Genomic DNA, 18,797 nt, shown 5'->3' on the forward strand with positions numbered 1-18,797 from the left:
CCCCAGCATGGCCAACTCGCTCCTCAACGGTCTCTTCCGCGTGCTCCGCGACGCGGCCACCCGCTCGCTCCGGCGCCCGCTGGACGCCCCCGGCGGTGGACCCCGCACCCGCGCGCGCTTCAAGCAGAACGAGTCGCCGCAGGAGCGGCGCAGGGAGGAACCCTCTGGCGACTACCCGGGGGACTTCACGCGCATGCCGGAGATCAGCTACGCCCCCCATCTGGACGGCCGTCCGGACCCGGGCGAGATCGTCTGGACCTGGGTGCCCTACGAGGAGGACCACAGCCGCGGCAAGGACCGCCCCGTGCTGCTGATCGGGCACGACGGCCCCTGGCTCCTGGGGTTGCAGATCACCAGCCAGGACCACGACCGCGATGAGGAGCAGGAAGCGCGCGCCGGCCGGTACTGGGTGGACATCGGCGCCGGCGACTGGGATTCGCAGCGCCGCCCCAGCGAGGTGCGGGTCAACCGGATCATCCGCATCGATCCGGCTACCGTGCGCCGTGTGGGCGCCATCCTCGACGAGTCCACCTTCCGCACCGTCGGACGCGAGGTGGGCAACCACTACTGAGCGGCCATCAGGACGCCGCCTCGGCCTCCAGCAGCAGGCGCTCGAGCCGGTCCGTGTACGGGCCGGGGTGCGTGAGGTTCACCATGTGGGTGCCGTAGCCCAACACCACCAGCCGACCACGCCGGGCCGCGCGCGCGAAACGCCGCTCCTGCCCCCGGAACTGGTCGAACCGGCCGTTGAGGATGGTCACGGGGGCGCCGATGGAGGCCAGGTCGGCGAGCAGGTCGAACTGCGCCGCCGCCCGCACCCCCGCCGCCACCGCGGCCAGATCGGCACGGCCCCGCCGCAGATAGGCCTCCGCGCCCGCCGGGCCCAGCACGCGGCGCAGTGGCGCCTCGCCCGCCCGGTCCGTCCAACCGATCAGCCGGCCGTAGAATGCGGCGCTGCGCCGTCCCGGCTGGGTGGAGCACCCGGCCGCCACGAGCGAGCGGACCACTTCAGGGAAGCGGGCGGCGGCGTGGATCGCCAGCATGCCGCCCAGCGAACAGCCCACCAGGTGCGCCGGCCCCGCCGTCGACGCTTCGAGCAGGGCGGCCCTGATGGTGTCGAGGGCGCTCTGAGAGGTGAAGGTCTCGTCGCGACGGCTTCCGTGCCCCGGCAGATCCGGGCTGATGCAGGTCCAGCCGCGTTCGCGGAGCCGCTCCACCTGAGGGTCCCACATGGTCGACGAGGTGCGTAGACCATGGACGAAGACCACCGTGCGGCTCATGCGTCCCACCCTACGACGCCCCCACCCACCCGGCACCTCACGGAGGCGGGGCCACTTCTGCCGGTGGTGAACAAGGGGCCGGCCGATTCGGAGCGCCGGGCCGGCGAGTGGTTGAATGACTGTGCAGAAGCACAGGAGAGTCCATGATCACCGTCACAGACCTGCGGAAGGTCTACCACCAGGGCAAGCGTGAAGTGCGCGCCCTCGACGGAGTCTCGCTCACCGTCCCCGCCGGGTCCATCCACGGCGTGATCGGGCACTCGGGCGCAGGCAAGTCCACCCTGGTGCGTTGCCTCACCATGCTGGACCGGCCGTCGTCCGGCACCGTCGAGATCAACGGCGTGGACCTCACCGCTGCCCGCTCCGACGCGCTGCGCACCGCCCGTCGTCGCATCGGGCTCGTCTTCCAGCAGGCCAACCTCTTCGATTCGCGCACCATCCTGGCCAATGTCGCCTACCCGCTCGAGCTCATCGGCGTGGGCCGCGAGCAGCGCCGCGAGAAGGCCCAGGAACTGCTGCGGCTCGTCGGCCTCTCCGACGCGGGCAACGCCTACCCGGCACAACTGTCCGGCGGCATGCGGCAGCGGGTCGGCATCGCCCGGGCCCTGGCCACAGATCCCGACGTGCTGCTCTTCGACGAGCCCACCTCGGCGCTGGATCCGCGCACGACGGACGAGATCCTCGACCTCATCGTGTCGCTGCGCGACCGCAGCCCCCAGGACCTGGCCGTCCTCGTGATCACACACGAGATGCACGTCGTCAAGAAGATCTGTGACTCCGTCTCGCTCCTCGAAGCCGGCCGGATCGTCGAATCCGGGCCGCTCACGCACGTCGTCCAGCGCCTCAGCGGCAGGCTCAGCCAGGCGCTGCTCGGCATCCCGCCGCACTCCCCCGTCGAAGCCAGCGACGCGACCCTCGTCGACGTGCTGGCCAGCGGTGACCGCGCCGCCCTGCCGATGATCGCCCACACCTCGGGCGCCGTCGGCGCGGAGCTCGCGATCGTCGCCGGCTCGGTGGAGCAGCTCGCCGGCACCACGTTCTCCCATCTCCGGCTCGCGGTGCCCCACGGCACCGACGCCAACCGCGTCGTCGACGAGCTGAAACTGCTCGGTGCCGACGCCCGCCTCACCACAGACATCCGTCAGGAGGAACCCATCGCATGATCCTCCTCGACACCTGGTTCAACAACCCCGCGCTGCAGAAGGCGCTGCTCCCCGCGTTCGTCGAGACCATCCAGATGGTGGGCATCTCCAGCATCGCCACCGTCCTCATCGGCCTCCCCCTGGGCGTGGTGCTGTTCGTCACCCAGCGCGGCGGGCTCGCGGAGAACCGGGCGCTCAACTTCGCACTGTCGCCCATCCTGGTCAACATCACCCGTTCGCTGCCCTACGCCATTCTGATGGTGGCGCTCATCCCCTTCACGCGCTGGCTCGTCGGCACCTCTCTGGGCCCCATCGCCGCATCCGTGTCGCTGGCCATCGCCGCCATCCCGTTCTTCGCGCGGCTGGTTGAGACGTCGCTACGCGACGTGCACGTCGGCAAACTGGACGCCGCCCACGCCATGGGCTCGACGAAACTGCAGTCGGTCGCCAAGGTGCTGATCCCCGAGGCCATGCCCGCGCTCGTCGCGTCGATCACCACCACGGTGGTCACCATCGTCGGCTACTCGGCCATGGCCGGCCTCATCGGGGGCGGCGGCCTGGGCCGGTTGGCCTACAACTACGGGTTCCAGCGCTACCAGGCGGACGTGATGATCGTCACCGTCGTCATCCTGGTGGTACTGGTCCAGGTCATCCAGATGGCCGGCGAGGCCGTCACCAAGAAGATCGACCACCGCTGACCCACCCCACAGACTCCCGCCGTCAGGCGGGCGGCCCTTCGGGGCCACAGTAAGGAAGATGGCCGACTTGTTGTCGGCCCAGTAGCTAAGGAGAAAGACCTATGCGCAAGATCCTCACCGCCGTCGCTGCCTCGTTGGCAACCGTCATGGCCATGACGGCCTGTGGCTCTGACGCCGCCACGCCCGGAGCCGACGCCTCGCTCGACTCGGCGAACCCCACCAAGGTCGTCGTCGGCGCCAGCCCCGTGCCGCACGCCAAGATCCTCGAATTCGTCAAGGAGAACCTGGCTGCCGAGGCAGGCATCGACCTGGAGATCCAGGAGTTCGACGACTACGTGCTGCCCAACGAGGCGCTCGCGTCGGGTGAACTCGACGCCAACTACTTCCAGCACGTGCCGTACTTCGACAACCAGGTGGCGGAGAAGGGCTTCGAGTTCGAGCACGGCGAGGGCGTCCACATCGAGCCCTTCGCCCTGTTCTCCGACAGGCACGAATCGGCGGACCAGGTGCCCGACGGTGGCGTCATCGCGCTGACCAACGACCCGTCGAACCAGTACCGCGGCCTGAAGCTCCTCGAAGAGGCCGGCCTACTGCAGGACATCGCCGAGGACACCACCGCGCTGACCATTTCCGACGAGCAGAACCCGAAGGGACTGAAGTTCGAGGAGGCGCAGCCCGAGGTCGTCGTGCAACAGCTCGAGGACCCGAAGGTCGACGCGGCGCTGATCAACGGCAACTTCATCCTCAACGCGGGCCTGAACGCCGATGACGCGATCGCCATCGAAGCCGTCGAGGGCAACCCGTACGCCAACATCCTCGCGTGGCGCACGGACAACACCAACCCCGGTGTCGCCAAGCTCGAAGAACTGCTGCACTCCGACGAGGTGGCCGAGTTCATCAAGCAGGAGTGGCCTGCCGGTGACGTGATCCCCGGCTGATCACATCCCTTTGACGACGGGGCCACGCGGGTGATCCGCGTGGCCCCGTCGCCGTGTTTCCCCTTGTGATATTCGGTTTCCCGGACTCTTCTCCCCGGGCGCACCCGGGCGTACATTGTTTTCAAGACCCGGGCGACACCGCCCTAGCCGGTTGGAAACAGGGGGATTCTGATGCGGCACATCACGAGGTGGATCATGGCTGCGCTGACGCTTGCGTTGGTCGCGGCGGGCTGGGTGGCGGCACCCCCGGCCCAGGCCTTCGACGTCTACACCACGCCGGGGGAACACATCAGCGCCGGACGCGAATGGCGCACCTGGTGCGAGCCCTACTCGCAGACCGCGCGCTGCACGTCGCAGCTGAAGGTGGGCGGCGTGTGGACGTTCAACAACCTCACGTACCTGCCGTCGCCGAGGAGCCTGTGGACCGGCAATCCCCTGGCCACCCCGGGCGAGCACCACATCAATGGGCGCACCTGGTGGACCGAATGCGAAACGGCCACCACCGGCCGCAACGGCTGCCGTTCCTACCTGTGGAACGGGCGGCAGTTCGTGTTCAACAACATCGTGCAGTTCGGCACGATCCGCCCGGATCTCGCCACCCTCTACTGGTACCGGCCGCCCGCGACGCAGGCGCCGTCCGTGCCGGCACCCAGCGCCTACAACATCAACAAGGGCCCCAACGCGACGAACCGGGTGACTCTCACATTCGATGACTGCCCCACGTCGCTGTCGGCCTTCAAGACCACCGTCAGCGCGGCCACGGACCTGGGCATCGCGCTGGTGCTGTTCCCGACGGGCAACTGCATCAGCGCCGGACGGTTCGACGCCGCCTACGCCCGCTCCAAGGGCCACTACGTGTTCAACCACTCCATCACCCACCCCAACCTGACGACGCTGACCTATTCGCAGGTCGTCCACGAGCTGGGCGCTCCGGGCGTGGTGACCACCTACGGCCGGCCACCCGGTGGTTCCTACAACACCGACACCGTGAAGCGGGCCTACGCCGCCGTCGGGATGAAGATCTGGCTGTGGAACCTCGACACCTTGGACTACCGGGGCCGCACCAGCGAGCAGCTGATCAACACCGTCGTCACCTCGGCCCGGCCCGGCGACAGCGTGCTGATGCACATGAAGTGGTACGCGTTCAACGGGCCCACGCTGAGGGCGATGCGCGACGGGCTGAAGGCCCGAGGCATCGGGGTGTGCGTCAACCGCGGCCCTGTCGTGGCGAAGCCCGCTGGGCTCGCCTGCTGAGCCACACGAGGTCCATGTCCAGCGGCCGGCCATGCTTCTTGATCGAAGCCGAGGGGAAAGTTGAGCAGATCCATACATTGTCGAGGAACAGTGGACGTATCAGCCGGAAGGACCGGCACCTGAATGAGGGAGACCACCATGATCACCAAGCGCAGGATCGCCGCCATCGCCGCCGCAGCCGCGGCAGTCGTCGCTATGACCACCACCTCCGCCGGAGCAGTCGAACCCACCGGCCGCGAGTTCGCCGACCACGTCCGCATGATGGCCCAGTCAGAGATGGGCCTCGACGGCACCCACAACCCCGGCATGCACCAGGGATTCTCCGGCATGGAGCACCACCACTCCTCCTGACCGGAAAGGTCAGCTCGTCACGCGATCCCCGCCGAGCCACAGGCCGGGCTTGGTCGATTCTTGACCTTCCGCGGGTTGGCTCCCGCGCTGAGGGTGAATAGCCTCGAGGGAGTCCGGCGATCACCGTCGGCCAGGAACGGAGCACCAACACATGTCACGTACGAAGCGGATCACCGCCACCGTGGCCGGGCTGGCCCTCACAGCCACCCTGGCGGCCTGCGCAGACCAGAGCGCCACGACCTCTCCGGCAGCCTCTGCCTCCCCCACAGTTACATCCAGGGCCACGGAGTCAGCGTCTGCGAGCGCCTCGTCAGACGTCGCCGCGGACCACAACGAGCAGGACATCACCTTCACTCAGATGATGATCATCCATCACGAGGGTGCCATTGAGATGTCTGAGCTGGCCATCGAACGGGCCGAAAACGCCGAGGTCGTCGAACTCGCCAAGCGGATCTCCGCAGCCCAAGGACCCGAGATCGACGAGATGACCACCTGGTTGGGCGCTTGGGGCGAAGACGTCTCCCCCGACGACCACGGCGGCATGGACATGGGTGGCATGGACATGGACGGGATGACCCAGGAGGAGATGATGACTCAGCTCGACGCACTGTCCGGCGCCGAGTTCGATCAGGCGTTCCTCGAGGCCATGATCGCCCACCACCAGGGGGCGATCGAGATGTCCGAGCAGCAGTTGGCTGAGGGCCAGAACCCCGATGCTCTCTCATCGGCGCAGAAGATCATCGACGACCAGCAGGCTGAGATCACCGAGATGCAGGAGTTGCTCACCAGACTCTGACCCGACGCCTGGTGCGCGGACAAAGGACAACCGGGCCGAACCGGCAGTTGACCCCGCGATGCGGTGGCTAGGGTTGTCCTCATGACCCGCGCTGTTCTCTTCGACCTCGACGGCACGCTCGCCGACACCGTGCCGCTCATCGCCGAGTACATCGCCGGGGCGCTCAATGCCCACGGCATCGAGTGCGTCCCGCGCGACGTCTACCCGCTGATCGGCCGCCCCATCGAGTTCGCGATGGGCGAGTTGCACACGTTCGCCGACGACCCGGAGCGCATGAACCGCATCATCGTGGAGTACCGCGACGCCCTCCACCTCGCGGTCAACGCCGCCGGTTCGAAGCTGGTCCTCCCCGGCGTGCGGGAGATGTTGGAGGACCTGCGTCTGGCGGGCTACCGCATCGGCGTGGTGACGGCGAAGGGCACCGCCTCGGCCATCCACCTGCTCGACATCACGGAGTTGAGCCACCCCATCGACGCCCTGGTCACCACCGAGGACGTCGAGCACGGCAAGCCCGCGCCGGATTCGGCGCTGCTGGGCCTCGAGCGCCTCGAGGTCCAGGCTGAGGGCACTTGGTACGTGGGCGACGCCGTGAGCGACATGACCATGGCCATCGCGGCCGGGATGCGCCCGCTGGGCATCACCACCGGCGCCGCGACCCGCGAAGAGCTGCTCGCCGGCGGGGCCGAGGTCGTTGTGGACTCCGCCGCTGAGGTCACGGCACTGCTGACCACCGACCGCTGAAATTCAGAGGGAGGTTTCTGCCACATCGGGCCATAAGCGGGCGATGTGGCAGGAATCTCCCTCCGTTTCCCGGTCACCTCGGGCTGGGCGGTCGCAGATGCAGGCCGGAACGCAGTTCCGCCTGCAAGGAGAGCTTCGTGGCCTCCCAGGAGTGGTGCACCTGGTTGAAGGCCAACCCCACGGGCGTGTAGCCGAGGTCACGCAGGCCGAGGTAGCGCTCGTAGTCCTCGTCGCGGTACTCGTGGAACTCCGCGCTGTCGCACTCCAGGACGAGGGACCTGCCCACAAGGAGATCGACTCTCCCCACCCCCGCGATCCATACCTGGGCCTGCACCGGGATCCGTTGCTGCTGCAGCCAGAGCCTCACCCGGGTCTCGGAGCCGGATTCCGCCAGCGGGCTGAAGAACTTCAGCACCCGCTGCTTCCGCGCCGGGGCATCGGCGATCAGCAGCTCCGCTTCGGTGCGGGTGATCAGTTCCTTGTGGGCTGCAGATTCCAGCACCATCAGCGCCTCTTCCGGGCTGTGGTGCCGGATGACCTGAGCCAGACAGTCCTTGACGGGGAAGACCGCCTGTCCCGGAAGCGCCGCGGTGTGGCGGTGCCAACCTGCCCGCCCCACCGTGACCCCCTTCCCCACGACGATGTGCGGCTTCGGATGAGAAGGGGTCCAAAGCCCGTGATGCTTGCAGCCAGACAGGCAGCCCAGCCGACCGCCCACCCGCACAGCCTCGATCAGCCAGGATTCCGCAGTGGGGTGGGCGTACCAGCCGTGGGCCACCCTGGTCAGGGTGCCCGCCGACACGGCCGCTTCGATGTTCTTGCCCGTCCATTCCTTGGCCAGGAGGTCGGCACGGGAAATGACGAGTTGGGTCATCGGAATCTGGAGGGAGATTTCTGCCACATCGGGCTGTTTACGGGCGATGTGGCAGGAATCTCCCTGCGAATTTCATTGCCATGTTCCATGGCAGCACTGTGGCCGGTCAGACCACCGATTCACCGTTGTCCACAGCTTTCGCCACGCTGGCCTCGAAGCCGCCCTCGGCGTAGACCGGGTAGAAGCCCAGCGCCTCGTTGACCTGCAGCATGTGGCGGTTCTCCTCGGCGTTCCACGTCAGGATGGCCTGGGCGTTGGGCTCCTTGTCGCGCACCTGGATCAGGTTGGCGGCCTTCACGAGCATGCCCAACCGGTGGCCCCGGTGGTCCGGCAGCACGATCGTGTCCCACTGGTCCACGAAGGCCAGCGGATTGGCCCGGTCCACATGCATCTCGCTCAACGCCACCAGGTCTCCGGTGGGCAGGTGCCGCACCACGGCCCGGTAGATCCGGTCGGTCAACAGCCGTACCGCCTCGGCCTGCCGGACGCGCTCGGCGTCCCATGTGCGTTCCACGACGGTGAGCTCACCCTGCGGGGGATCCACCGCCATCCGCTCCATCAGAACCGCGTAGCCCGCCAACATTCCCTCGGGCATCTGCCCTTCGACGGTGACCACCTCGTAGTCGGCACCCGCCACCCCCTGCGCCTCGGCCAGCGCCTCGGCGGGATCGACGAGGGGCCGGGCGAAGTCGTACCGGCTGACGCGCTCCGCCTGCTTGAGCTTCAGCCCATTCGCCAGCGCCAGCTTCACTCCCCCATGGCCGGGGTCCACTCCACCGAAGCCCGACGACGGCCTCAGCGGCGCGTCGACGATGTTCGTGGTGATCCACACCTGGAACAGGGTGACGCCCTCGGCCACGAGCACCTCGCGCACCGTGTCGGCCAGCGCCTGCCCCAACCCGGTCCCACGGTGGGACGGGGTGACGTACAGCGTGACGTAGGCCAGCTCCGGCTGGTCCACCATGTTGCGGGCTGTGCGCGCCCACCCCGCGGCGACTTCGGCGTCGCGGGCCAGGAACCACCGGGTGGCCCATTCCTTCTCGGCCCTGGCGGAGACGAGATCCGCCTCCGGATCGACGTCCCACTCGGGCCCGCCGATGATCTCGCGGTTGCATTCGGTTTCGAGCCGCTTGTGGTCCGCCCAATCGGGGTCGGAGGCCAGTTCGGGCAGAGGGATTTCAAAGATGTTCATGATGAGTCCTAAAGAGGTGCGATGAGGTCGTCGGGAAAGGCTGCAGCGGCGTTGCCCGGGGCCGCGAAACACATCGGCACACACAGCGACAACGCCTGGGAAAACCCGCGCGCTCAGAGCCTCATCATCATGGAAAACACCTTGGCACTGGGACGACGGCTGCGCAAGACCCCGTGCGGAAATTAACCCGAGCGTGCGGCCCGGTCTACAGTGGAGGCGCCCTCGAGAGAAAGCACGATCTGCATGAGCGAGACCCCCGTCGAGTCGGAGCACCGCGACACTGACGCGTCCCCCGTTCTCCAGCCGGATTCCTTCGGTCGCTGGATGGCCCGGCTCCTCAAGGGCATCGCCGTCGGCGTCGGCGCGATCCTGCCAGGCCTGTCCGGTGGCGTGCTCGCGGTGATCTTCAAGCTCTACGACCCGCTGATCCGCTTCCTCGCCAATCCGCGCCGCAACTTCCTGCGCAACGTGTTGTTCTTCATCCCCGTCGGCATCGGCGTCGGGCTCGGCATCCTCGGCTTCGCCGTCGTGGTCGAGGCGGCCTTCGGCAAGTACGCCGCGCAGTTCGTGTGCCTGTTCATCGGCTTCGTCATCGGCACATTCCCGTCGCTCTACTACCAGGCCGGCAAGCGCGGGCGCAGCACCAAACACCTCGTCATCATGGCGGTCTCCGCCGCCGCGATCTTCGCGCTGATGCTGGTGGGCGGCCAGTCCGGCGAACTCCTGCACGTGGAGCCCAGCATCCCCGCCTGGTTCGGCTCCGGCGCCCTGATCGGCCTGGGCCTCATCGTCCCCGGCATGAGCCCCTCGAACTTCCTCATCTACTTCGGCCTCTACGACAAGATGGCCAGCGGCATCAAGGCGCTGGACCTGGGCACGGTCATCCCGCTCGCGCTGGGCCTCATCGTCTGCGTGCTGATCTTCGCCAAGGCCGCAGCGTGGGCCTTCGACCGCCACTACGCGGGCATGTACCACTTCATCCTGGGCATGGTGGTCGGTTCCTCGCTCGCCATCTTCCCGACGGTGGTCTTCCCCGCCTTCTCCGCCGAGGGGCTGCGCGCCGCAGACCTGAGCTTCACCAACGCGGTGCTCTTCGCCGTCGTGCTCCTGGTGGTGGGCGTCATCGCGTCCTGGCTGTTCAGCAAGGTGGAGGACCGGGTGACGGATCAGCGCGAGGCCCTGGTGGAAGCTGCCGACGAATAGCTCCGGGCAGCAATGGAGCGGGCGACGGGAATCGAACCCGCGTGTTCAGCTTGGGAAGCTGACGCTCTACCATTGAGCTACGCCCGCGTTTGCGAACCCAAGACTAGCAGGCATCCAGCCCCCGTCCGCAGCACCCCGAAATTGGCAGGACATGAGTAGGCTTGGAGCCGTGACTGACGCACAGCCCCACCTCAAACGGGATGAGCGCGCCATCACGCGCCTGGCCATGGCCCACGACGCGTCACATTTCCTGTTGACGCCGGCCGCCGTCGTCACCCCCACCAGCGTGGAGGACGTCTCAGACCTGATGGCGGAGGCCTCCTTCATCCGTCAGCCCATCACGTTCCGCTCAGGCGGCACCAGCCTGTGCGGGCAGTCGGTGACCGACGGAGTGCTGGTCGACGTGCGCAAACACTTCCGCGGGGTGGAGGTCCTCGACGGCGGCGAACGGGTCCGCGCCGGAGCCGGAGCCACTCTCGCGGCGGTCAACGCGCGGCTCGCGCCGTACGGCCGGCGGATGGGGCCGGACCCCACCAGCGAGGTGGCGTGCACCATCGGCGGCATCATCGCCAACAATTCCAGCGGCATGCTGGCCGGCAACCACGAGACGGCCTATCACACGCTCGAGTCGATGGTGTTCGTCCTGCCAAGCGGACGCATCGTCGACACCGCTGATCCCACGGCCGACATCACTCTCCGGCTGGAGGAGACCAAGCTGATCGGCGGGCTCCACATGCTGCGCAACCGGTTGCGCACCAACCCCACCTCGATCGCCGAGATCAACCGCCTCTTCAGCATCAAGAACACCATGGGCTACGGCATCAACGCGCTGCTGGAGTTCCACCGCCCCGTCGACATCATCCCCCACCTGCTGGTCGGCTCCGAGGGCACGCTGGGGTTCGTCGCGGAGGCCACGTTCCGCACCGTGCCGCGCTACAGCCACTCGGCGGCGGCGCTCGCGGTGTTCCCCAACCTCGACGCCGCGGCCACCGCCGCCCAGGGACTCGTCGAACACGGGTTCGAGGCGATCGAATTGATGGACGTGGCGGCGCTGCGCGTCGTGCGCGAGCAGCCCACCGCGCCGTCGATCATCCGCGACGCGGACCTCACCACGCAGGCGGTGCTGCTCGTCGAGCTCCACGACACCTCAGCGGAGAACCTCGCAGAGCGCGTTGCCCGGGCGGAGAAGGCGCTGGGCGAACTGAACGCAGTGGACGTCGTCGAACTCACCACGGATCCCACGCAGCGCAACGCGCTCATCGAACTGCGCCGGGGCCTCTACGCCCTGGTGGCCGGCGCGCGTGCCTCTGGCACCACCACCATGCTGGAGGACCTGAGCCTGCCGCTCGAGAACTTCGCAGACATGTGCAAGGCCCTCGACGTGCTGTTCGACAAGCACGGCTACGGCATCGACAACGTGCCCCTGTTCGCCCATGCGCGTGACGGCAACATCCACTTCCTGCTCAGCGAACGCTTCGATCAGCCCGCCGGTCTGCTGCGCTACCGGAAGTTCACCCGCAGCCTGGTGCGCGAGGTGTTGCGCCGCGGAGGCGTCCTCAAGGCGGAGCACGGCACGGGGCGCGCCATGGCGCCGTTCGTCAACGCCCAGTACGGCGACGAGCTGTACGAGGTGATGCGCGAGATCAAGCACCTCTTCGACCCGGCGGGCATCATGAACCCCGGCGTCATCATCTCCGACGACCCCGACGAGCACCTGCGCAACCTCAAGCTCATGCCCACCATCGAGCCGGAGGTGGACTCCTGCATCGAGTGCGGCTACTGCGAATCGGTGTGCCCCTCGCGCGACCTGACGATCACCCCCCGCCAGCGCATCGTGCTGCGCCGCGAACTGGCCGCCCGCCAGTCGGACCACGAGCTGCTCGACCAGATCACCGACGACTACCTCTACGCCGCCATCGAGACCTGCGCAGTCGACGGAATGTGCTCGGTGGCGTGCCCCCTCGGCATCAACGTCGGCGACCTCGTGCGTCACCAGCGACAGGAACTCGCGCAGGGCGTGGAGAAGACCGCCTGGACGTCGGCGGCGAAGCACTGGGGGCTGGCCACCCGGATGGGCTCCGCGGCCCTCACCATGGCCAAGACCACCACCCCGCTCGCCCTGGCCGTCACCAGCGCCGGCCGACGCCGGCTCGGCGAGGAGGCCGTCCCCGGGTACGACGAGGACCTGCCTCGCGGAGCCGGCCTGAAGCGCAGGCCGCACCGGAGGGACCGCGGCCGCATCTACGGGGTCGCCGCGTACTTCCCCAGCTGCCTCCAGACGGTCCTCGCCCCCGCCGGGCAGGGCACGTTCCAGGCGTTCCGCGACGTCTCCAACCGGGCGGACGTCTCCGTCTCGCTGATCAACGCCACAGACCTGTGCTGCGGCGCCCCCTGGAAGGCCAAGGGGCTCGTCGAGGGCTACGAGATCATGACGGCCAAGACCCTCAAGAGCATCGACGTGCACGGCCCCGACGGCGCCAGCCTGCCCATCGTGATCGACGCCTCCAGTTGCGCCCTGGCGCTCCAGGAGATGGCCGAGGGGCACGACATCGAGGTCCTCGACCTCGTCCAGTTCACCGCGGAGCACCTCCTCCCGCACCTCAAGGTCACCCACCCCATCGACTCCATCGCGCTGCACCCCACGTGTGCGTCCACCCGGATGGGGATCAACGAGCACCTCCTGGCCATCGCCAACGCCATCAGCGACGACGTGGTGGTGCCGGCCAGCTGGGCCTGCTGCGGCTGGGCCGGTGACCGGGGGGTGTTGCACCCCGAGCTGACGGAGTCGGCGACGCGGGAGATGGCCGAGGAACTCGGAGGTCGGCAGTTCGCCGCGTACGCGTCCACCAACCGCACCTGCGAACTCGCCATGACCCGCGCCACCGGGCAGACCTACCGCCACATCATCGAACTGCTCGCCCAGGCGACCCGCCCCTGAGCTGACCGCCCGGTCTCGCCCGGGCATCCCTCAGGAGGCGTCGGCGGCGGCCCGGATCAGCTCGGCGAGCCCCAGGTCGCGCGACTCGGGCGTGAAACCCATCCGCACCACCACCAGGTCCAGGCTGGGCGCGACATACATCCGCTGGCCGTCGTGGCCCTGCGCCCAGAACAGGTCCTCGGGGAGGTCCGGGTGGGCCAGGGTGCCGTCGCCGCGCAGGTTCGTCCACCACGACGACGCGTAACCCGCCTCCTCCGTGGCGTACTCCCCGGTGTCGGCGCCGGTCAGCGGCACGACGGTGGTGGACTCCTTGACCCAGCCCTCCGGCAGCAGCCGGACATCGTCGACCACGCCGTCGTCCAGCACGAACTGGCCGATCCGGGCCCAGTCGCGGGGCGTGGCCCACAGGTAGGACCCGCACACCGGCGTGCCGGCCGCGTCCGGTTCCAGCACCGCTGAGGCCAACCCGAGCGGGGCGAACAACTGTTCGCGCGGCATGGTCGGGCCCGCCCCCAGACGATCGTTCAGGACCGAACACGCCAGGTTCGTCGACCCCGACGAGTACTGCTGGAACGTCCCCGGCTCGTGCGCCGCGGGCTGCCCGGCGACGTAGGCCGCCATGTCGTCGGAGTTGAACAACATCTCCGTGATGGGCGTGCCCAGGTCGTACTCCTCATCCCATTCCAGCCCGCTGGTCATCCGCAGCAACTGGTCGACGGTGATCCCAGCGCGCTCATCCGTCCACTCCGGGCGGAGGTTGGCGTCGTCGAGGGCGACCGCCCCCTGCATCACCGCACGACCCGTCAGGAGGTTCGTCACGGACTTGGTCATCGACCAGCCGAGCTGAGGCGTGTTCGCCGTGAAGCCGTCGGCGTAGCGCTCGCCCACGATGACGCCGTCCTTCACCACCACGATGGCACGGGTGCCCAGCGCCCCCGCCTCGTCGTCGGACAGCCCGTCGCCGAAAGCGCGTCCGATCGCGTCGTCGAGGGAGGCGTCCAAGGCCGGCTCGTCCGTCAGCAGGGTGGTGGGCGGCAGTGCCTCGGAGGTCGGGAAGACGGGGCGTCGCGGCGACAGGGTGCAGCCCAGGCCCTCCGTGTAGTAGGCGGTCTGGCCCGCCAGCACGCCCAGCACGTTGACGTAGGCGTAGCTGCCGTTCTTGAACTGGGTCAGGAAGGGCACCAGGGGGTTGGGCGGCAGGTCCTCCGAGGCGTCGGTGCGCCCCGCGATCTCCGTGACCGCGCACAGGCTGTGCGCCGCATAGCCGGTGCCCGTCCGCAGCAGCGGACGCATGTAGAGGTAGCCCGCCAGCACCATGGTCAGCACGAGTGCGAGCACGACGCCCACCACGACCCACCGCGGCCGGCGGCGTTCCACCTTCGTGGCCATTCAGTCGCCCAGGTTGGTGCCGACCCCGCGCGCGGCGCGGACCCACTCGTGGTCCACGGGCACGGTCTTCAGGTTGCCGGCGACGTCCTCCAGCGGGACGGGCACCGCCGCGCCGCACTGCGAAGCGACCGTGATACCGAAGGTGCCTTCCGCCACGAGATCCGCCCCGGCAGATCCCAGCAGGGTGCCCAGCACCCTGTCGTTGGCGTCCGGGATGCCACCGCGCTGCACGTACCCCAGGATGGTCACGCGCGACTCCAGCCCGGTGATCTGCTCGAGCGATTCGGCCAGCTTGAAGGCGTTGTTGCGGTGGCTCGCCACCACCGCGTCGCGGTGCTTGTCTGCGGCGGCCTTCGCCTCCGCGGTGGAGGCGTGCTTGCGCAGCACCTCCGCAGCGGCCAGGTCCGCCGAGTCCTTCTCGTCGCGGGCGCCCTCGGCCAGCGCGATGACGGAGAAGTTGCGGCCCGAGGCGGCCCGCCGGTGGACCGATTCCGCCACGGCCTCCACCGAGTACGGGATCTCCGGGATCAGGATCACGTCGGCCCCGCCGGCGATGCCTGCGCCCAGCGCCAGCCAGCCGGCCTTGTGGCCCATGATCTCCACGACGATGATGCGGTGATGCGAGTGGGCTGTGGAGTGCAGCCTGTCCACGGCCTCCGTCGCGATGCCCAGCGCCGTGGAGAAGCCGAAGCTGGTCTCCGTGTGCGCGATGTCGTTGTCGATGGTCTTCGGCAGGTGGATGACGTTGAGCCCCGCCGCGGCGAGGCGCTTTGCGTTCTTGGCCGTGCCGCCGCCCCCGATGCACACGAGGCCGTCGAGGTCGTTCTTCTCGTAGTTCTCGACGATCGTGGACGTCATGTCGCGTACCTCGCCGTCGATCACCATCTTGTGCGGCTTGTCCCGCGAGGTGCCCAGGATGGTGCCGCCGATGGTGAGGATGCCCGACAGCGCGTCCGAGTCGAGCACCTGGAAGTTGTTCTCGACGAGGCCCTTCAGCCCGGAACGGAAGCCGAGCAGCTCCATGCCGTGCTGCCCGATCGCCGCCTTGCCGAAGCCGCGGATGGCCGCGTTCAAGCCGGGCGAGTCGCCGCCTGCCGTCAGAATCCCGATGCGCTTTGCCATGTGCCCACCCTAGAGCGGCGAGGCCCGGCCCGTGGGCCGTTCCGCGCCCGCGAGCAACGGCCATCCGTGGCATCCCTGAACTGACCCGGGACGCGGCCCTCCCGGCTGTCGGCGGGACGGGTCGACGACCTACAGTGGATCCATGTCGATCGAACAGAACCGGCTGCAGGAACTGCGGTGCGCGGACCAGGACCGTGAATTGGTGGCGCAGTTGCTGAACAACGCCTACGCCGACGGGCGGCTGACGTTCGACGAACACGCGGACCGCATCGCCAAGGCCTACGACGCCAAGACCTTCGGCGACCTCACCCCCCTGACGACCGATCTGGTGGCCCCGCAGCCCCAGCCCGTCGTCGAACCGTATTCGGCCCCCACCCCGGCGGGGTCGCCGGACCGCAGGCCGGTGCCCGCCCAATTCGCCGGGCCGCCCGCCGTGCCTGGAATCGACGCGTTCACCGGCGGCAACGCCGTCATGTCGACGTTCAAGCCCGGCCAACTCCACACGATCGCTTCCAACGTGACGGTCAACTCGTGGCTGGGTGATGCCAGGATCGACCTGGTGGGCGCGGCCTTCGAGAGCCGCGACACCACCATCAACGTCGGCGGGCTCATGGGCGAGGTCAGCATCCGCGTGCCCGAGGGCGTCTCCGTGGACCTGTCCCGGTTGAACATGATCATGGGCGAATCGAAGGTGGACGGTGCCGTGCCCCACCCGGACGGCATCCGGCTGCGGCTTGTCGGCACCTTCATCATGGGTGAGGTCACCGTGTTGGGCCCCGACACGACCCGCGTCCGCAAATACCAGAGGTTCACCCGTTGATGAATGACCTGTTCGACCCGCCCGGCACCCCCTGGCAGCGTCTCTCCGGTAACTACCTGACCCAGAAAATGATCCTCATCCCGCTGGGATGGGGGTTCTTCTTCGCGTTTCTCGCGGTGCCCGTGCTCCTGTGGGGCACCAGTTGGATGCGCTGGTCCTTCTTCGCCCTGGCGGTGGTGGTGATCGCGTGGCGGATGATCCGCGCGCCGCGGGTCTTCCGACGGTGGGGTTACGCCGAACGCGACGAGGACGTCTACCTCACCCGCGGCCTCTGGAGCCGGAGCCTGCAGTGCGTGCCCTACGGCCGCATGCAACTCGTCCAGGTCCAGTCCGGGCCGCTCGACCGGTTGTTCGGCCTTGCCACCGTGCAGATGATCACGTCGTCCACCAGCGGCACCGTCACCATCCCGGGACTCCCCGCCGCTGACGCGGCCGCTCTGCGCGACCGCCTGATCGCCCGCGGCGAGCAGCAGCAGGCCGGGATCTGATGACCCACGGGCCTGATTTCCTCCCGCCCCTGCCTCCCCCGGATCCGGCGGACCGCGTCGAGGCGGCAGATCCGGTGGTGGCGCCGTCCTTTGCTCCGCCTCCGCCGATCGTCCCCCACGACGACACCCCGGTGCAGCAGCTCGACCCGACGGCCTTCCCGCCGCCCCACCCGTTCGAGCCGCAGGCCCCCCGCGCCAAGATCATCGAGCGTCCCCATCCCCTCACGGGCCTCGCCCGCGGCGGGATCGCGCTGGTGGCGGGCGGCTACTTCCTCACGCGCGAGATCCTCGAAGGCTCCTCGGGCTTCGGCAGCAGTGCCCTGTTCATCGGCGGCGGTCTGCTCCTCGTGGCGCTGATCGCTGGCATCTCGGGGATCTTCACCTGGCGCACCACCACGTTCATCGCCGACGACGACGAGTTTCGCGTCGAGCGGCGCTTCCTCTCCGAGACCTCCACGAAGGTGGACTACACCAAGGTGCAGTCTGTCGAGGTCTCCCAACCGCTCATAGCGCGGCTCATGGGGTTGGCCAAGGTGCACATCGACGTCGGCGGCGCCGGCGGTGTGGACCTGGCGTTCCTCTCCCTCAGCCGCGCAGAGTCGCTGCGCGAGCACCTCGTCGCGCGGATGCGGCAGGCCCACATCCCCGTCGGCGCTCCGCAGTACCCGGCCGACGCCGTGCCCCCCCTGGGCGGCCAGCCCCCGGCGCAACTCCCCCAGGCCCGGGAGGACCTGGTGGTGGCGGTGCCGGCGGGCAACCTGCTGCTGGGCGCGCTCGTGTCGCTGGGCACCGGGGCTGCCGTGGTGGGCGGCGGCATCCTGGTGGTCTTCGCGCTCCTCGCCCAGACGCCCGTCACCATGCTCGCCGCGGCCTTGGGCATCGGTGGCTGGATCTGGAACCAGACCGGCCGCAACTGGAACTTCCGCATGACGCGCAGCGACGGCGCGCTCCGGCTCACGCGCGGTGCACTGAGCACCACCAGCCAGGGGCTGCGCCCCAACCGCATCCAGGGCGTGGCGATCAAGCAGGACCTCCTGCAGCGCGCCACCGGGCTCTACCAGATGACGGTGACGGTGCTGGGCTACGGCGACCCGTCCGGTGATGAGAACCGGCAGACCAACGCCGTCGTCCTCCCCTACGGGACCTGGGACGACGTGCTCACCGTGCTGCGCGCCCTGTGGCCCGAGGTGGACCTCACCCAGGTGCAGGCGCACCCCCAGCCGGAACGGGCCCGCTGGCTCACGCCGTTCAACTTCAGCAGCCACACCTGGGGCATCGGCGAGCACGTCGTCGTGACGCAGCACGGGTTGCTCGAGCGGGTCATCAGCATCGTGCCGCACCGGCGGATGCAGTCGGCGAGCATCCACCAGGGCCCCCTGCAGCGCCGCCTGAAACTGGCGCACGTGCACGTCCACACCACCGACGGCCCGGTCACCCAGAAGCTCTACCACCTCGACGAGGCCGACGCCCGGCGGGTCTTCGACGAACAGGTCGCCCGCGCCCGGATCGCCCGGGCCACCGCCTGAGTCCCAGCAATCCGGGTGCGCCCTATTTGATCGTGCCAAGCTCCG

Annotated in this window: 18 protein-coding genes and 1 tRNA gene; 13 read left to right on the forward strand and 6 right to left on the reverse strand. The window is 68.7% G+C overall.

All coding sequences use genetic code 11. The features are described from left to right. The first annotated feature begins 7 nt into the window (after window positions 1-7). Window positions 8-571 carry a type II toxin-antitoxin system PemK/MazF family toxin gene (locus ACZK4S_RS03085; RefSeq protein WP_076061107.1) on the forward strand — a complete coding sequence of 188 codons (564 nt, stop codon included), beginning with the start codon at window positions 8-10 and terminating at the stop codon, window positions 569-571. Between the two features lie 7 nt (window positions 572-578). Here ACZK4S_RS03085 and ACZK4S_RS03090 read toward each other — a convergent pair whose 3' ends face one another. After that, the gene (locus ACZK4S_RS03090; protein WP_459396246.1) at window positions 579-1,280 is read right to left on the reverse strand and encodes an alpha/beta fold hydrolase; all 702 of its coding nucleotides are present in this window, start codon (window positions 1,278-1,280) and stop codon (window positions 579-581) included. Window positions 1,281-1,423: 143 nt separating this feature from the next. On the opposite strand from ACZK4S_RS03090, the gene ACZK4S_RS03095 reads away from it, so the two are divergent. From ACZK4S_RS03095 to ACZK4S_RS03125, 7 genes are all read left to right on the forward strand, one after another. Continuing rightward, a complete protein-coding gene (locus ACZK4S_RS03095; RefSeq protein WP_076061111.1) occupies window positions 1,424-2,443 on the forward strand; it encodes a methionine ABC transporter ATP-binding protein in 1,020 nt (339 codons plus the stop codon). Further along, complete coding sequence (locus ACZK4S_RS03100; protein WP_076061113.1) at window positions 2,440-3,120, forward strand: methionine ABC transporter permease; 681 nt, start codon at window positions 2,440-2,442, stop codon at window positions 3,118-3,120. The genes ACZK4S_RS03095 and ACZK4S_RS03100 overlap by 4 nt, the downstream gene beginning before the upstream one ends. Before the next feature lie 101 nt (window positions 3,121-3,221). Beyond that, window positions 3,222-4,058, forward strand: a complete 837-nt coding sequence (locus tag ACZK4S_RS03105) for a MetQ/NlpA family ABC transporter substrate-binding protein (RefSeq protein ID WP_076061115.1) — start codon at window positions 3,222-3,224, stop codon at window positions 4,056-4,058. A gap of 171 nt (window positions 4,059-4,229) precedes the next feature. After that, complete coding sequence (locus tag ACZK4S_RS03110) at window positions 4,230-5,312, forward strand: polysaccharide deacetylase family protein (RefSeq protein WP_463643320.1); 1,083 nt, start codon at window positions 4,230-4,232, stop codon at window positions 5,310-5,312. 123 nt (window positions 5,313-5,435) lie between these two features. Next, window positions 5,436-5,663: a hypothetical protein gene (locus tag ACZK4S_RS03115; protein ID WP_463643321.1), complete on the forward strand. Its 228-nt coding sequence runs from the start codon at window positions 5,436-5,438 to the stop codon at window positions 5,661-5,663. Window positions 5,664-5,814: 151 nt separating this feature from the next. Next, entirely contained in the window at window positions 5,815-6,459 is a 645-nt protein-coding gene (locus ACZK4S_RS03120; protein WP_463643322.1) for a DUF305 domain-containing protein, read from the forward strand. Window positions 6,460-6,540: 81 nt separating this feature from the next. Further along, on the forward strand, window positions 6,541-7,200 hold the full coding sequence (locus ACZK4S_RS03125) for an HAD family hydrolase (protein ID WP_463643323.1): 660 nt from the start codon (window positions 6,541-6,543) through the stop codon (window positions 7,198-7,200). A gap of 73 nt (window positions 7,201-7,273) precedes the next feature. Here ACZK4S_RS03125 and ACZK4S_RS03130 read toward each other — a convergent pair whose 3' ends face one another. Then, window positions 7,274-8,101, reverse strand: coding sequence for a putative endonuclease domain-containing protein (locus tag ACZK4S_RS03130; protein ID WP_143570937.1), 828 nt, complete (start codon window positions 8,099-8,101; stop codon window positions 7,274-7,276). Window positions 8,102-8,180: 79 nt separating this feature from the next. Then, window positions 8,181-9,266 carry a GNAT family N-acetyltransferase gene (locus ACZK4S_RS03135; RefSeq protein WP_463643324.1) on the reverse strand — a complete coding sequence of 362 codons (1,086 nt, stop codon included), beginning with the start codon at window positions 9,264-9,266 and terminating at the stop codon, window positions 8,181-8,183. 243 nt (window positions 9,267-9,509) lie between these two features. On the opposite strand from ACZK4S_RS03135, the gene ACZK4S_RS03140 reads away from it, so the two are divergent. Next, complete coding sequence (locus tag ACZK4S_RS03140) at window positions 9,510-10,469, forward strand: DUF368 domain-containing protein (protein ID WP_463643325.1); 960 nt, start codon at window positions 9,510-9,512, stop codon at window positions 10,467-10,469. Window positions 10,470-10,482: 13 nt separating this feature from the next. Here ACZK4S_RS03140 and ACZK4S_RS03145 read toward each other — a convergent pair. Further along, window positions 10,483-10,556 (reverse strand) — tRNA-Gly (locus ACZK4S_RS03145). 82 nt (window positions 10,557-10,638) lie between these two features. Here ACZK4S_RS03145 and ACZK4S_RS03150 point away from each other — a divergent pair. Then, window positions 10,639-13,407, forward strand: a complete 2,769-nt coding sequence (locus tag ACZK4S_RS03150; RefSeq protein WP_463643326.1) for an FAD-binding and (Fe-S)-binding domain-containing protein — start codon at window positions 10,639-10,641, stop codon at window positions 13,405-13,407. Window positions 13,408-13,437: 30 nt separating this feature from the next. Here ACZK4S_RS03150 and ACZK4S_RS03155 read toward each other — a convergent pair whose 3' ends face one another. Further along, window positions 13,438-14,796 (reverse strand): serine hydrolase domain-containing protein, encoded by a 1,359-nt coding sequence (locus tag ACZK4S_RS03155; RefSeq protein WP_463643327.1) that lies wholly within the window; start codon window positions 14,794-14,796, stop codon window positions 13,438-13,440. After that, window positions 14,797-15,918, reverse strand: coding sequence for a 6-phosphofructokinase (locus ACZK4S_RS03160; protein WP_076061132.1), 1,122 nt, complete (start codon window positions 15,916-15,918; stop codon window positions 14,797-14,799). It lies immediately after the preceding gene. Window positions 15,919-16,060: 142 nt separating this feature from the next. On the opposite strand from ACZK4S_RS03160, the gene ACZK4S_RS03165 reads away from it, so the two are divergent. Genes ACZK4S_RS03165 through ACZK4S_RS03175 form a run of 3 tightly spaced genes read left to right on the forward strand, consistent with a single transcriptional unit; the run spans window position 16,061 to window position 18,752 of the window. After that, on the forward strand, window positions 16,061-16,738 hold the full coding sequence (locus ACZK4S_RS03165; RefSeq protein WP_463643328.1) for a DUF1707 SHOCT-like domain-containing protein: 678 nt from the start codon (window positions 16,061-16,063) through the stop codon (window positions 16,736-16,738). Beyond that, window positions 16,738-17,226: a PH domain-containing protein gene (locus ACZK4S_RS03170; protein WP_076061136.1), complete on the forward strand. Its 489-nt coding sequence runs from the start codon at window positions 16,738-16,740 to the stop codon at window positions 17,224-17,226. Before ACZK4S_RS03165 ends, ACZK4S_RS03170 begins: the two co-directional genes overlap by 1 nt. After that, window positions 17,226-18,752 (forward strand): PH domain-containing protein, encoded by a 1,527-nt coding sequence (locus ACZK4S_RS03175; protein WP_463643329.1) that lies wholly within the window; start codon window positions 17,226-17,228, stop codon window positions 18,750-18,752. The genes ACZK4S_RS03170 and ACZK4S_RS03175 overlap by 1 nt, the downstream gene beginning before the upstream one ends. Window positions 18,753-18,797: the final 45 nt, after the last annotated feature.

Source organism: Tessaracoccus zhenghani (assembly GCF_055326325.1).

Coding starts and splice junctions, on each gene's coding strand:
- ACZK4S_RS03085 (WP_076061107.1), top strand. CDS start 8: ATGGCCAACTCGCTCCTCAACGGTCTCTTCCGCGTGCTCCGCGACGCG.
- ACZK4S_RS03090 (WP_459396246.1), bottom strand. CDS start 1,280: ATGAGCCGCACGGTGGTCTTCGTCCATGGTCTACGCACCTCGTCGACC.
- ACZK4S_RS03095 (WP_076061111.1), top strand. CDS start 1,424: ATGATCACCGTCACAGACCTGCGGAAGGTCTACCACCAGGGCAAGCGT.
- ACZK4S_RS03100 (WP_076061113.1), top strand. CDS start 2,440: ATGATCCTCCTCGACACCTGGTTCAACAACCCCGCGCTGCAGAAGGCG.
- ACZK4S_RS03105 (WP_076061115.1), top strand. CDS start 3,222: ATGCGCAAGATCCTCACCGCCGTCGCTGCCTCGTTGGCAACCGTCATG.
- ACZK4S_RS03110 (WP_463643320.1), top strand. CDS start 4,230: ATGCGGCACATCACGAGGTGGATCATGGCTGCGCTGACGCTTGCGTTG.
- ACZK4S_RS03115 (WP_463643321.1), top strand. CDS start 5,436: ATGAGGGAGACCACCATGATCACCAAGCGCAGGATCGCCGCCATCGCC.
- ACZK4S_RS03120 (WP_463643322.1), top strand. CDS start 5,815: ATGTCACGTACGAAGCGGATCACCGCCACCGTGGCCGGGCTGGCCCTC.
- ACZK4S_RS03125 (WP_463643323.1), top strand. CDS start 6,541: ATGACCCGCGCTGTTCTCTTCGACCTCGACGGCACGCTCGCCGACACC.
- ACZK4S_RS03135 (WP_463643324.1), bottom strand. CDS start 9,266: ATGAACATCTTTGAAATCCCTCTGCCCGAACTGGCCTCCGACCCCGAT.
- ACZK4S_RS03140 (WP_463643325.1), top strand. CDS start 9,510: ATGAGCGAGACCCCCGTCGAGTCGGAGCACCGCGACACTGACGCGTCC.
- ACZK4S_RS03155 (WP_463643327.1), bottom strand. CDS start 14,796: ATGGCCACGAAGGTGGAACGCCGCCGGCCGCGGTGGGTCGTGGTGGGC.
- ACZK4S_RS03160 (WP_076061132.1), bottom strand. CDS start 15,918: ATGGCAAAGCGCATCGGGATTCTGACGGCAGGCGGCGACTCGCCCGGC.
- ACZK4S_RS03165 (WP_463643328.1), top strand. CDS start 16,061: ATGTCGATCGAACAGAACCGGCTGCAGGAACTGCGGTGCGCGGACCAG.
- ACZK4S_RS03170 (WP_076061136.1), top strand. CDS start 16,738: ATGAATGACCTGTTCGACCCGCCCGGCACCCCCTGGCAGCGTCTCTCC.
- ACZK4S_RS03175 (WP_463643329.1), top strand. CDS start 17,226: ATGACCCACGGGCCTGATTTCCTCCCGCCCCTGCCTCCCCCGGATCCG.